This is a genomic window from Psychrilyobacter atlanticus DSM 19335 (genome assembly GCF_000426625.1).
GTDB classification, from domain to species: domain Bacteria; phylum Fusobacteriota; class Fusobacteriia; order Fusobacteriales; family Fusobacteriaceae; genus Psychrilyobacter; species Psychrilyobacter atlanticus.
In genome coordinates this window covers 1,094,255-1,108,283 of sequence record NZ_KE384548.1, presented here as the reverse complement: position 1 = coordinate 1,108,283, position 14,029 = coordinate 1,094,255, and the positions used below count along the sequence as shown (strand labels likewise).

The following is a 14,029-nucleotide window of genomic DNA, read 5'->3' as shown; positions in this document are numbered from 1 at the left end:
ACATTACGACATTTTGAAGCAATACTTTACTTGAGGAGTAAGGAAAAGGAGTTAGAAACTTGGACACGGAGATAGAAAAAATAATTGATAGTTGAAAATGTACAATTGACAATTGAAAGTTAAAAGAAAAAAATTAGTCACGAATTAACACGAAAAAACATTTAAAACCTTGGACACGAAGGTCACGAAGAGAAAAAAGGTAGAGATCACAAAGGGAAATAAAACTTAGTTTACTTTCTTGTTTTTGCTTCGTGAGCTTAGTGTAAAGGAATTGGTTCCAAGGGTTTCGCCCTTAACTGACTCCATTTCTTTTCATGAGCAAAAGAAATAGAGGAAAGAAAAGCTCACTTTTTCTAAATGATGTTATATGAGTAAGTCCATAGATCCCCGTTTCTTATTGGGATGCCTGACGGGCATGGTGGGTTCGACGAAACTCGCAAAAGATATACTGTGAAGTAGGATAACATCCAGAAAAAGAATTAAAGTCAAAAAAGATAGTCTTAACCAAAAATAAAAGATTTTATCTGTGTATATTAGAGAATTTTCAGTGTGTATCGAAGATATCCGCGTTCTACGGCTTGGTTAAAGTCAGATCTTAGTCAGGCTCAAAAATAAGAGGTTACCTTAGTGAGCTTAGTGACAAAAACAAGGTCTAAGGATTCCATCCTTAACTGGGTCTCTTTTCTCGATCCACAAATACTTAATTTATTTCTATTTAGAAAAAATTAAGATGTGGAAAAAATGAGACGTAAAAATTCAAGAAGATTGTTATACTTTCTCGTTATGTTTTCCCCTAAATGGGGAAGACGAAGCAATAACCATTTTGTCATTGTATAGTAGGTCACAATCGTCATTGTAGAAACAGTACTGCTGAAGCTCAACGACTATAAACTTCGCTTAAAACCAAGAATCAGATTATAGGCCCATAGAAATCTGTTTCGAAAATAATTTTTTATCCAAGAATAAAAAAATTTCTTAGTGCACTCTTTGGTTATTCCTTTGTAAGCTTAGTGTAAGTGTTTTCATCTATAGTTTAATAATCTTAATAGAAAATATTTTATAAAAAAATGTTTGACAAATTTTATAAATTGTTTTAATATTACACATATACAACTGATATATCACTGTTTTATAGAGAGGGATCAAATGAATAAAGAATCTTTAGTAGATAAAGCTTATGAAATAATTGAAGACAGAATAGTTACTTTAAAACTAGAACCAGGTAAAATTATTTCGGAAAAACAAATAAGTGAAGAGGTAGGAATAGGAAGGATGCCTGTTAGAGAGGCGTTAAAAAAACTAGAAACGGCACATCTGATAAAAATTATGCCTAGAAGAGGTATGATGGTAACAGAGATAAAATTAGAAGAAGTATTCCAGCAAATAGAACTAAGAAGGGCTATTGAAGGGATAGTTATGAGGGATGCAGCTAAAAATGCAACTGAAAAAATGAGAAAAAGATTTTTAGAATTATCAACTGAATTTGAAGAGGTTACCAAAAATAACGATTCAGAAAATGCGGTTAAAATAGATAATGAATTTAATTTATTGGCAGCAGAAGCTTCTAAAAACTTATTTGTTCAAGAAGCAATAAGGCCGCTTCATGCACTGGCAAGAAGATTATATTATGTGAACTATCAAAACGATAAGGAAACCATAGAAAAAATAAATGTAGGGCATTGCGAATTGATGAAGCTGATTGCATCGGGGGATTCTAAAAATGCTAAATTAAAATCAGATGAGCTCATAGATAACATAGAAAAGTTATATCGAAATTCTTATCTGAAAAATTTGTTGTAAAAATAATAAAGTAAGCGATTATAGTAATTGCTTACATATTTTTTAAAAAAATAAACTGATATATCACAGATATATCATACAAGGGGGAAAGATGGAAAGAGATGAAGTAATGTTAAATGTTTCCAAAAGTAATCTAAATGGGAAAGTATTTTGGCCGTCAATAATAGTTACATTTTTAGTGTTAGGGTTTGCGGTTTTATTTCCAGAAAAATCACAGACAATAGCAACTGCAGGTATGAAATGGGTTACTTATGATATGGGATGGCTGGTATTATTAGGAGGATTTGGGTGTTTTGTATTTTTAATGTGGTTGGCGTTTGGTAAATATGGTCATGTAAAATTAGGAGCACCGGAAGATAAACCTGAATTTACTAATTCGACCTATGCATTTATGATGTTTACAGCAGGTGTAGGAGCTGCCTTAATATATTGGGCTATAGGAGAACCAATGTATTATCTACAGACACCGCCTATGTTTGCAGAGGCAGGTTCGGTTGAGTCGACAAAATGGCTTATAACATATGCAATGTATCACTGGGGGCCAATAGGCTGGTCAATATTTTGTCTGCCTTCAATTCCGTTTGCATACTATCTGCATAAGAAAAAGAAGAGGAACTTAAGATTAAGTCATCTGTGTGCAGATGTTATAGGGGAAAAAAATGCAAAGGGTGCAATTGGATTAGCTATAGATATTATTGCAATATTTGGTACTTTAGGAGCATTTTCTACTTCTATGGGATTTACCGTAGACCTATTGGGGTCGGGAATCAATAAATTATTAGGTATACCGAATAATATTCTTTTACAGGTATCAATAGTTCTTTTATTCGTTGTTTTCTATAGCTTAGTAATGTTTGCAGGTATGAAAAAAGGAGTTGCAAAGCTTTCTAATGTTTGTGTTTATACAGCTTTAGCCTTAGGAGTATTTGTTTTGGCTGTAGGGCCAACAAGATTTATACTTTCTTATTTCTTTGATAGTGTAGGAGTACTTAGTACTAACTTTATAAGGATGAGTTTTTGGACAGATCCAGTGCAAAAATCAGGATTTCCACAAGCCTGGACAATGTATTATTGGGCATGGTATTTTGCTTATCTGGTAATGATGGGAATTTTCTTAGCACGTATCTCAAAAGGAAGAACTATAAAAGGTTTAATTTTAACTTGTCTTTCGGCAGGATCGGCAGGATGTATGTTTTTTATAGGAATATTTGGAGGATATGCTGTAAACGGTCAGTTATCCGGGGAACTTCCATTAATAGAGTGGATGAAAACTATGGGACCATCTTCAGCTATCATTGAGACAATAGCCTCACTACCCATGGGAACAGCTGTTTTAGTAATATTTCTAATAGTTGAGTTCTTCTTAATGTCAACAACTATGACTTCTGCAACAGTAGCTGTTTCGATGATATCAACTAAGGAATTGGATGCTGATGCTGAACCGGATGTAAAAGTAAGAATGGCTTGGACTTTTGGAGTTGCAGCAGTAAGTATGGCAGCATTTTTCATGGGAGGAGCAATAGATACTATAAAATCAATGAGTGTAATAGTTGGATTTCCTATGATAATACTCTATATAATTATGGTGGTTTGTTTGATGAAATGGTTAAAGAAAGATTATGCACATTTAGATAAAAAAGAAATATAGGGGGAGAATAGTGGGAAATAACATAGTTTCAGTGGAGTTTATACCTGTAGATGTAGCGGCAACAAATTGGAGTGAAAATACAGTTATTGTAAGAGTAACAGATGGAAATGGGATATATGGAATTGGAGAAGCCGACGGCTCTCCAGAGTGTATGAAAGCTTTTTCTGAAATAGAAACAGAACATAAATGGTTAACTAATTTAAAGGAAAAGGTAATCGGAAGAGATCCTTTGGAATTTAAGGCTATTTGGGATGATATGTATGATTCTAGTCGTTGGATTGGAATGAGAGGACTAGGAATGTTTGCGATCTCAGGGATAGATATGGCTCTCTATGATCTTGCAGGGAAACAACATAATGTACCAGCATATAAATTAATGGGAGGAGCTCAGAAAAAAAAGTTTTATCCTTATTTCACTTTATATCCTTCAATAGCAGGAGATGCACCCCTTGCAGATATTGTAGAAGCTTATAGGCCTTTAATTGAAAAAGCAAAAGAAAAAAAAGTTAGAGCCTTAAAAGTGGTAGTAATGCCTAATGATAATATAACAGACAGAGAAGTAGTAGGATATATTAGAGAATTAAAAAAAATAGTAGGAAATGAAATTGATATGATGGTTGATTTCCTATATAGATGGACAGACTGGCAGGCTGCAAGATGGACACTTAGACAGTTAGAAGATGTAGATCTATATTTTGCAGAAGCGGTTCTTCAACACGATGATTTAGAAGGTCATAGAAGATTAGCTGAATCTATTAATACCAGATTATGTGGTGCAGAGATGTCTACTACAAGGTTTGAAGCTCTTGAATGGTTAAAGCAAACTGGTGTATCTGTAATACAATCAGATTACAACAGGTGTGGAGGAATTACTGAATTGTTAAGAATTAGTGAGATGTGTGAGATCTATAATGCACAAATAATGCCTCATAACTGGAAAACTGGGATTACAAGTGCTGCCTGCAGACATTTTGCAAAAGCTAACAAAATATCAACATACACAGAATATTTACATCCGGAATTTTGGAATGGAACTTTAATACAAGAGTTAACTTTAGATGAACCTGATATTATTGATGGGGCGTTAGAAGTGAGCGATAAACCAGGATTAGGAATTGAATTGAATAAAGAATTTTTAAAGAAAATCACAGGAATAGATTTTTAGTGATTTTAGGAGGAAACATGAGTAAATACATAGAGCCAGCAAAAGAACTAACTATACTTGAAGAAGTAGATGTGGTTATAGTTGGAGGTGGACCTGCGGGAGTCTCCGCTGCTGTAAATGCAGCAGAAGAAGGATTATCTACTGTAATCATCGAAAAAAATGGATTTTTTGGTGGAGCCAATGTAGGTGGATATTCTGCTACAATAGGCGGACTTTTTAATTCTACAGAGGACGGTAAACCTGAACAGATAGTTCAGGGGTTTGCAGGAAGATTTGCAGATCTACTGGAAGCTAAGGGTGGATTGGTCAGATTAGAAAGATTTGGTCACACCTGGTTATCTCCTCATGATCCATTTATCTGGAAGGAAACAGCAGATGAAATAATAGAAAAATCAGGAGCAAAGACTTATTTTCATACTAACTTTGTAGATACCATTGTAAAAGATGGAGAGATTGAAGGAATAATTGTTGAAAATAAAGATGGGAGAGGGGTTATAAAGGGTAAGTTTTATATCGATTGTTCAGGAGATGGAGATCTGGCTTATAGAGCTGGTGCACCATTCGTATTTGGCAAAGATGGAGATATCCAATCGATGACTTTCACCTTTAGAATGACAGATGTAGATTGGGGAAAATATGGAGAATGGAAATTAGAAGACGTATGGAAAAAAACTCTAGAAGCCTCAGCTACAGGGAACTACCATTTACCAAGAAAACATCCATTTATTTTTAAAGCACCTAATAAAAAACAGGCTATAATGAATGCAACAAGTATTGTAGCAAAAGACGGAAGGACTCTATACCCTACAAAAACTAAAGATTTGACAGAAGCTGAATTTTTAGGAAGAAAGCAGGTAAGAGAATATGAAAGATTTGTTCAAGATTATATTCCAGGATTTGAAAATTCTTATTTGATGGATACTGCATCTCAAATAGGAATCAGGCAGTCTAGAACTATTGTGTGTGACTATACATTGAAAAACGAAGATGTAGTAGAAGCTAAGAAGTTTGATTCGGCTATAGTAAGAAGTGCATGGCCTATTGAGGTTCATTTAGGAGATAAGGGTGTTAAAGTTGTAAACTTAGATGAAGATTATTACGAAGTACCCTTTGAAGCAATGATACCTAAAAAGGTAAATAACCTTTTAGTTGCAGGAAGATGTATATCAGCAGAACACGAAGCTTTAGCGTCTTGTAGAGTTGTAGCTCAATGTTTTGAAGAGGGCCAAGCAGCAGCATTAGCGGCGGTTCAGATAATAAAAGATGCTAAAACCTCTAGAACTATTTCAATAGAGAAATTACAGGATAAAATGAGAGAAAAAGGATCTTTAATTTAAGAAATCATAGATAGGATACAAATTTATTATAATCAAAAATATTTAAGAACCTAACCATAATAATAGTTAGGTTCTTTTTATTTATCTTCTATGAATCTATCGCTAAATCTTATTTATTTTCTTATTAAGATATAATCAAAAAAATAAAAAACTTGGACACGAAGCTCACCAAGGGAAAAACTAGAGCTCACAAAGGGTAAATAAAACTTCGTGTATTTTCTTTTCTTTCCTCTGTGTACTCAGTGTAAGGATTCTCGTTTATATAATCTAAAAGAAATTGGAGCGCTGATACTGTCGCACTACCCGTAAAGGGCATCACCAAAGTAGCTATTAGTTTTTTAACAAAAACATAGAACTTTGCGTCCACGGATAAAAAGCTTAAATGATCACAAATTTTTGTTTTTAGGTTTTAACCGATAAAAAGATTTTAAATCAGTGAAAATTAAAGATTTTTTGTGTATCTCGAAGAGATTCGCGTTCTATAGATTTTTTTGTTTTGATACATTTAATTTTTTATATTAGGAGCGTTTAGAAGTGAACTCAAAGTATATATTCAAAAAAATAAAAGACCTCCCAGCTGTAATAGTCACACAGTTAGGAGGCTTTTATTTTATATTTTATTTAAGGAAAGAAACGAAAAAAATATTATTTTCATTTGCTTATATTAGTTAGTCGGTGAAAGTAGATAAAAAGTTTAAAAATATTAGTTTATGGTATAATATTAATAGTTAAACTATAAAAAAATATAAATTTAAAATAAAAAGGGCAGTGTGATTTTATGACCATTCAGGAAAAAATAGTCGATTATTTTTTAGAGAAAAAACCTAAATTAATATATTTGTTTGGTTCCTATGCGAAAAATATTAATAGAGAAGAAAGTGATATAGATATAGCTGTTTTATTGGGGACCTCTATGGAATCTAAGGAAAAATATAAGTATAAGATAGAATTAGTCGATCTTCTGGGAAAAGAAGTGGATTTGATAGATCTGACTGATGCAAATATTATTTTGAAACATCAGATTGTAACTACAGGGAAAAACTTATTTTGCAGGACTAAGTTGGAAAGAGATGAATTTAAATACGCAGTTATATCCTGTTACTATCAATATAAAGAAGATATAGATATCGTAAAAAAAAGTATAAAAAAAAGGGGTCATGTATGGAAGAAGTAATCTTAGTAAAGATAGAATCGATAGAAAAATGTTTAAAAAGGATAGAAGAGAAGCTAGCTATGTCAAATTTTGATATGGAAGATTATGATATCCAGGACATAATTGTTTTAAACCTTCAAAGAGCCTGCCAGCAGAGTATAGATCTTGCTATGTTTTTAGTTGCGGAACTCAGTTTAGGAATTCCAAAAGACAGTGTAGGAGCTTTTACTCTCTTAAAAGAGGAAGGGATCATAGGTGAAGATATCTTTAAGGCTATGAAGGGAATGGTAGGATTTAGAAATGTCGCAGTACATCAATACCAAAGGATTGATTATACTATAGTTGAGATTGTAGTAAAGGAACACTTAGGAGATTTTAGAAAATATACTAAGGCTTTAATAGATAGGTTTATTTAATAAAAGGTTACTGTAAGGATTCTAGTTTATATAATCTAAAAGAAATAGAATGCAGATGCTGTCGCACTACCCGTAAAGGGCATCACCAAGACTTCTACTCGTAAAGAGTATCACCAAAATGCTAGTAGTTTACTTTGTAAACATAGGATTTTGAGATAGAGGGGTGCTGTTGCACCTAAGAATCTTGCGAACACGGAAAGAGCTCTGATAATTACAGATGTTTATTTAGAATGGGACTCAAAGTATATATTCAAAAAAATAAAAAGTTTCTAAAGATTCCATCTTTAATACGGGTTCTTTCTTTTTATCTGAAAAAGAAATGAACGAAAGAAAAGCAGACTTTTTCTAAATAATGTTATAGAGTCGGATCATGGATCCCCGTTTCTTAGTGGGGTGCCTGACGGGCATGATAAGTACGACGAAACTCGTAAGAGATATTCTGGGGAGTAGGATAACATTTAGAAAAAGGAATTAAAGCTAGAACCAAAGATTTTTTAATTTTGAAGGTGATCCTACTTTTACAGAAGTTCTTTACTCATTCAAATTAAATCCTATTCTATATATAAGGAATGAGAAGGAAGAGGAGAGTGCCAAATTTAAAAAAAGGTGGATTGTTTTTGCAATCCACCTTTTTTAGTTCTATTCATTCTAATAAAAAAATTAAATTAAGCTTTAGAGATATTTATAGCAGTAACTTTTAATTCAGGTATGCTGCATATAGGATCCAAGGCTTGACCATTTGTTAATACATTTGCTCCATTTCCAAAATGGAATGGCATAAATACTGTTTTACCAGAAACATCATTGGATATATTGGCTACAGTAAATATTTTTCCCCTAGGTGATTCAACAACGATATTATCTTTATCTTCTATCTTTAACTCCTCAGCTAATTCAGGAGAAAGACTCAACCAGCTGGATTTAAACTCCTTATCTATTTCATCGGTTTTCATTGTCATAGTCCTGGTATGATAATGCTCTAATATCCTTCCTGTTGTCATTGTGATAGGATATTCTTCAGTTGCTTTCTCTATTGGATCTATATATTTTACAGGCATAAATTCTACTTTTTCACCTTTCATAAACTTATCCTTATGTAAAAATTTAGTTCCTGGATGGTCTTTTGTAGGACAAGGCCATTGTAATCCCAAAGAATCGATCCTGTCGTATGAAATTCCATTGTATTGAGGAGTTAAAGATGACAACTCTTCAAATATATCTTTAGAATTATTGTATTTATTTTTAGGAGACAATCCAAATGTTTCTAGGAGTTCACTAAAGATCATCCAATCTGGTTTAGAATTTCCAATTGGATCGATAGCTCTTCTTACCCTTTGAACTCTTCTTTCAGTATTTGTAAATGTTCCATCTTTTTCAGCAAATGTAGCAGCAGGTAATACGACATCTGCCAATTCAGCTGTTTCTGTTAAGAATATGTCTTGTACAACTAAACAATCTACGGTTTTTAATGCCTTAGTTACATGATGTGTGTCGGGATCAGAGATCATAGGATTTTCTCCTACAATATACATAAATCCTAACTCTCCATTTGCAGCCTTATCCATCATTTCTGGTAATCTCATCCCATTAGTTGTACTAAGTTTTGTATTCCATGCAGTTTCAAATTTATCTATAGCTTCTGAATCGATAACATTTTGATAACCAGGGAATTTATTTGGAAGAGCTCCCATATCGCAGGCTCCCTGAACATTATTTTGCCCCCTTAGAGGATTAACACCGGCATTGGCTTTTCCTATATTTCCACAAGTCAGAGCCAAGTTTACACAAGATTTTACATTATTAACACCTGTTGAATGTTGTGTAATTCCCATGGCATAGTAAAGACCTGCAGCAGGACTTTCAGCGTATATTCTAGCAGCTTTTGCAATAAGTTCTGCTTCTACGCCGCATATTTCCGATGTTTTTTCTAATGTATATTCCTTTACAGTTTTCTTTAAGAACTCAAAATTATCAACTTTTTTATCTATATACTCCTGATCCTGGAGGTTGTTTTCTATTATGTAGTTCATCATTCCATTTAAAAGAGCAGTATTTGAACCTGGTTGAATTTGAAGATAACAATCTGCAATTTCAGCTAATTTAATTCTAACAGGATCGGCAACTATTAATTTTGCTCCCTTTCTCACGGCTTGTTTTATAGATGCTCCAATAACAGGATGAGCTTCCGTTGTGTTACTTCCGATTACAAATATAGTATCGTTATCGACTACTTCTTCTATGGAATTTGTCATGGCTCCACTACCAAGCATAGTTGCAAGACCTGCAACTGTAGAAGAATGTCAGAGACGGGCACAATGGTCTATGGAATTTGTCTGGAATCCACTTCTGACCATTTTTTGGAAAAGGTAGTTATCTTCATTTGTTGTTCTAGCGCTGGCCAGTCCGGCAAATCCTGCCCCGCCTTTTTCAGATAACGTTTTCTTTCTGTTAAAATCAATAAACTCATAGGCTTCTTCCCAAGAACATTCAGTTAATTTCCCGTCTTTTCTTATTAAAGGAGTTGTAAGTCTGTCTCTATGATTGATAAAGTTATATGCAAAAACTCCCTTAACACAGTACAGACCATTGTTGACCTTATCCATAACTGGATCGATTCTAACAACTTTATTATCTTTTGTAACTAAGTTTAACTGGCAGCCTACACCACAATATGAGCACGTTGTCTGGGTTTTTTGAACCTGCCAATTTCTAAATTTTTCTTTGGATTTTGGCATAAGACATCCTACAGGACATGCATGAACACAGGCACCGCACTCTGTACAATTAGTATTTCCATTGAAACTCGCTCTATCAACAACAGTATGGGGACCTCTATTATTCAGACCCAATGCGTCGTTACATTGTAGCTGACTGCAAATTCTTACACATTTATTACAAGAGATACATTTATTGCTGTCAATTGAATAAAATTTAGCATCTTTATTTTTAGGAATACCTCTGTGTTCCTGAATATCGGCGATGGCATCGATATCAACACCATATTCGTAGGAGTAATCCTGTAACTTACATTCTCCTGATTTTTCGCAAGTGGGGCATTCGTTAGGATGACTGGCCCAAAGAAGTTTTAGTATAGTTCTTCTGGCATTGGCTACTTTTTCTGTATCTGTGTTTATAACCATACCTTCTTTAACATCTGTTGAACATGAAGTTTGAAGTTTTGTTCTCCCTCCACTACCTATTTCTACGACACACATCCTGCAGGCTCCTGTTGGAACCAGTCTTTTGTCATCACAAAAAGTAGGGATTTTGATACCTATATTTTCACATGCCCTCAATACTTTTGTATTTTCAGGGACACTGTATTCTTTGTCATTTATAGTAATTTTAACCAAGTTTTTCACATTTTCCTCCTAATGCATAAATTTTTTTATTAATCAATTGTTGCTGTATATAGTTCATCTTTAAAATACTTGATAGCTTTTAAAACAGGAGTAGCTGCTGTTTGACCAAGCCCACAGAAAGAAGTTTCATTCATCAAAGTTCCAATCTCTAAAAGATAATCTATATCACTTTTTTTTGCAGTTTTATTCAATAATTTATCTATTATTTTTTTATATGCATGGACCCCTTCCCTGCAAGGAATACACTTTCCACAAGATTCATGGTGGAAGAAATCGTTAGCTAATTTCATATATTCTATAACAGACATATCCTCATCAGCGACTAAGATAGCACCAGATCCTATCCCAAGATCTAGATCCCAAAGATCCTCATATGTGTATCTAGTATCTAACAAACTTTCCGGTACCAATGGACCAGAAACTCCTCCAAGTTGTAAAAACTTGACTTTTTTATTGTTTTCAACGCCGCCAGCTACCTCTTCGATAATCTCTCTGAGAGTAATCCCAAATGGTATCTCATATACAGCAGGTTTATTTATATTTCCACAAATACTGATTAATTTAGTTCCAACACTTTCTCCATATCCATATTCAGCATATTTAGAAGCTCCCATCTTTAAAATAGTAGCCGCTACCGCTAAACTTTCTACATTATTAGACTGTGTTGGCATTTGAAGATATCCTTGAGAACTAATTCTAGGAGCTTTAAGTCTGGGTTTCCCTGCTTTTCCTTCCATAGATTCAATAAGAGCAGATCCTTCGCCACATACATAAGCTCCAGCTCCAGAAAATACTCTGATATCAAAATCAAATCCTGTTCCTAAGATATTTTTTCCTAAATATCCTCTTTCCCTAGATAACTCAATAGCCTTTTCTATTTGATGCTTCATATATGTATACTCTTCTCTGAGATATATAGTTCCAGTTTTAGCACTTCTCATATATCCGGAAATAGTGAGTCCTTCAATAACTTTATAAGGATCTTGTGAGAGGAGTTCTCTGTCTTTAAATGTAGCTGGTTCCCCTTCGTCAGCATTACATATAACAAAAGTTTCTTGCTCTAATTCATTGAGTCCACCCTTCCATTTTTGCCAGGTAGGGAAAGCAGCTCCCCCTCTTCCACGGAGACCAGAGATTTTTAATTCATCTATAACATGTTGCTTTCCTTTTTCAAAAGCTACTTTAAGCCCACTAAATCCATCGAGCTCTATATATTTATCGATCTCATCATATTTATATTTTCCAAAATTTTCACTGATCATCTTAATATTAAATTTATTATTTATTGTTCCCACCATCCTTAGAAAGTTGATCTATTAGGTCTGTTATCTTATCAACTGTGAGATTTCCATGAACTACACCATTAACTCTCATAGCAGGAGCAATATCACAAGCACCAAAACATGGAGTGTGTTCAAATGTAAATAAGTTATCAGGAGTAGTTTCTCCTAATTTAATATTTAATTTTTTTTCAATAGCTTCTCCCATCAGATGCTTCTTCTTGACACCGCAGACAGTACTTTCACATAGTTGTAAAACGAACTTTCCTTTTTTACTAGTGTTTATAGCTGAGAAGAATGTAATCACCTCATCGACCCTGGCTTTTGGCATCTTTAATTTTACAGCCACATAATCAGATATATCATCTGAAATGTAATTGTCTTTATTTTGTTTTTGAATCTCAGTAAGAATTGGAAGCAGCTCTATCTTACTAAAATTAAAATTAGATAATATGTTATCAATGTATTCGTTACCCACCTTAAATATTCCCCCTTAAAAATCTATAAATAACAATTTGATTTACCTTAAAATTGTTTTTAAATAATACTAATTGTATTAATTATATACTAAATGTCTGTAAAAAAATATTTTTTTTATTGGTAGTGAAAAAAAAAACATCATTTTTATAAAAAATACCTTATAAATATAAAGTTTGGATTAAATGTTTTTTTACAAAAATATTTCTTTCACAATAAAATAATACAACAGTACTAAAAAAATTGACTTAGAAAAATAAAAATAGTAATATACCCCTTGTAGGGTTAATTTAGTTAGGGTCTTAATTTAATAATTTTTTATTGAATCCTAAAATATCAATGGGGGGAATTAATCTATCATAAAAATTAAATAAAATGGAGGAAATTATGTCGAAAACTTTTTTAAACACAGCGGAGGTAGCCGAAGCAGTCGTACAAATGGCTATAAAAAAAACAAAAACAAAATCATTGAAAATATTTGTATTGGGAATTATGGGTGGAATATTTATAGCTTTAGGTTTTATAGCTTATATTACTGTTACTCAATCTCTTGGCGCTAATGTAGATCCGGGACTTTCAAAGCTTCTTGGAGCTGCAGTATTTCCAGTAGGACTTATGCTGGTTTTATTTGTAGGAGGGTCATTATTTACTGGTAATAACTTAGCTTTTATAGCTTATATTACTGGGGATTCATCATTTAAAGATGTTTTAAGAAACTGGATTGTAGTTTGGCTGGGAAATTTTGTAGGGAGTGCTTTCCTTGCATGGGTTGCTATTGTTGCCGGGGTATTCAAAAGTGCTCCTATGGCTGCCAAAGTTGTAGCTATCGCTGAAGGTAAGGTTCATTTAGGATTTGCTCAAGCTGTTGCCAGTGGATTTTTATGTAATGTTGTAGTAGCTTTGGCTATTTGGATGACCTTTGCTGCTACAGATGTCACTGGAAAACTATGGATTTGCTGGTTCCCAATAATGATGTTTGCTCTTTCTGGTTATCAACATGTCGTTGCGAATATGTTTGTTATTACTGCTGGATGGATGGTCTCTCCTGAAACTATCTCTATTTCAAATATGTTCATGAATAACTATATTCCTGTAACTATTGGGAATGTACTTTCCGGTGGAATATTTGTACCTGTTATTTATTATTGGTTATATTTAAAGAAAGAGACTTCAAAGGTCGCTGCATCTGTTAATTAATAATTTTTGAATTTTTAATTTCATTATCTGGGAGGAAAGGAAAAAATAAGAACAATGGACACGGAGATACACAGAGGAAATCTTTTGGTTTGATTTTAATAAAAAAGTTAAGAGAAAGGTAGCAAAGCTATCTTTTTCTTATATCCTAAATTTGGTGTCTCTTTGACACATTTCATGGTTTGTGAAAATCCATA

The 14,029-nt window shown here is 33.4% G+C and carries 10 protein-coding genes; 7 read left to right on the top strand and 3 right to left on the bottom strand.

Annotated elements, in window-relative coordinates:
• Positions 1-1,146: 1,146 nt before the first annotated feature.
• From K337_RS0117150 to hepT, 6 genes are all read left to right on the top strand, one after another.
• A complete protein-coding gene (locus tag K337_RS0117150) occupies positions 1,147-1,800 on the top strand; it encodes a GntR family transcriptional regulator (RefSeq protein ID WP_051251907.1) in 654 nt (217 codons plus the stop codon).
• Positions 1,801-1,891: 91 nt separating this feature from the next.
• Positions 1,892-3,448, top strand: a complete 1,557-nt coding sequence (locus tag K337_RS18985; protein ID WP_211226119.1) for a BCCT family transporter — start codon at positions 1,892-1,894, stop codon at positions 3,446-3,448.
• A 10-nt stretch (positions 3,449-3,458) separates the two neighbouring features.
• Positions 3,459-4,613 carry a mandelate racemase/muconate lactonizing enzyme family protein gene (locus K337_RS0117140; RefSeq protein ID WP_028857667.1) on the top strand — a complete coding sequence of 385 codons (1,155 nt, stop codon included), beginning with the start codon at positions 3,459-3,461 and terminating at the stop codon, positions 4,611-4,613.
• A gap of 17 nt (positions 4,614-4,630) precedes the next feature.
• Positions 4,631-5,950 (top strand): FAD-dependent oxidoreductase, encoded by a 1,320-nt coding sequence (locus K337_RS0117135; RefSeq protein ID WP_028857666.1) that lies wholly within the window; start codon positions 4,631-4,633, stop codon positions 5,948-5,950.
• A gap of 778 nt (positions 5,951-6,728) precedes the next feature.
• Complete coding sequence (gene mntA / locus K337_RS0117130) at positions 6,729-7,124, top strand: type VII toxin-antitoxin system MntA family adenylyltransferase antitoxin (protein ID WP_037030078.1); 396 nt, start codon at positions 6,729-6,731, stop codon at positions 7,122-7,124.
• Positions 7,112-7,519, top strand: coding sequence for a type VII toxin-antitoxin system HepT family RNase toxin (hepT, locus tag K337_RS0117125; RefSeq protein ID WP_028857664.1), 408 nt, complete (start codon positions 7,112-7,114; stop codon positions 7,517-7,519). The genes mntA and hepT overlap by 13 nt, the downstream gene beginning before the upstream one ends.
• A 665-nt stretch (positions 7,520-8,184) precedes the next feature.
• Here the strand turns inward: hepT and fdhF are convergent.
• From fdhF to K337_RS0117110, 3 genes are read right to left on the bottom strand one after another with little or no spacing between them, the layout of a single operon-like run.
• On the bottom strand, positions 8,185-10,881 hold the full coding sequence (gene fdhF / locus K337_RS20325) for a formate dehydrogenase subunit alpha (protein ID WP_483826401.1): 2,697 nt from the start codon (positions 10,879-10,881) through the stop codon (positions 8,185-8,187).
• 29 nt (positions 10,882-10,910) lie between these two features.
• On the bottom strand, positions 10,911-12,179 hold the full coding sequence (locus K337_RS0117115) for a complex I 51 kDa subunit family protein (RefSeq protein WP_084140934.1): 1,269 nt from the start codon (positions 12,177-12,179) through the stop codon (positions 10,911-10,913).
• On the bottom strand, positions 12,160-12,639 hold the full coding sequence (locus tag K337_RS0117110; protein ID WP_051251903.1) for a complex I 24 kDa subunit family protein: 480 nt from the start codon (positions 12,637-12,639) through the stop codon (positions 12,160-12,162). Before K337_RS0117110 ends, K337_RS0117115 begins: the two co-directional genes overlap by 20 nt.
• A gap of 386 nt (positions 12,640-13,025) precedes the next feature.
• On the opposite strand from K337_RS0117110, the gene K337_RS0117105 reads away from it, so the two are divergent.
• A complete protein-coding gene (locus K337_RS0117105) occupies positions 13,026-13,835 on the top strand; it encodes a formate/nitrite transporter family protein (RefSeq protein WP_028857661.1) in 810 nt (269 codons plus the stop codon).
• Positions 13,836-14,029: the final 194 nt, after the last annotated feature.

What these genes read in the sequence shown, in the direction of transcription:
- K337_RS0117105 (WP_028857661.1), top strand. Translation starts at nt 13,026, where the DNA reads ATGTCGAAAACTTTTTTAAACACAGCGGAGGTAGCCGAAGCAGTCGTA.
- K337_RS18985 (WP_211226119.1), top strand. Translation starts at nt 1,892, where the DNA reads ATGGAAAGAGATGAAGTAATGTTAAATGTTTCCAAAAGTAATCTAAAT.
- K337_RS0117150 (WP_051251907.1), top strand. Translation starts at nt 1,147, where the DNA reads ATGAATAAAGAATCTTTAGTAGATAAAGCTTATGAAATAATTGAAGAC.
- mntA (WP_037030078.1), top strand. Translation starts at nt 6,729, where the DNA reads ATGACCATTCAGGAAAAAATAGTCGATTATTTTTTAGAGAAAAAACCT.
- K337_RS0117135 (WP_028857666.1), top strand. Translation starts at nt 4,631, where the DNA reads ATGAGTAAATACATAGAGCCAGCAAAAGAACTAACTATACTTGAAGAA.
- K337_RS0117115 (WP_084140934.1), bottom strand. Translation starts at nt 12,179, where the DNA reads ATGGTGGGAACAATAAATAATAAATTTAATATTAAGATGATCAGTGAA.
- hepT (WP_028857664.1), top strand. Translation starts at nt 7,112, where the DNA reads ATGGAAGAAGTAATCTTAGTAAAGATAGAATCGATAGAAAAATGTTTA.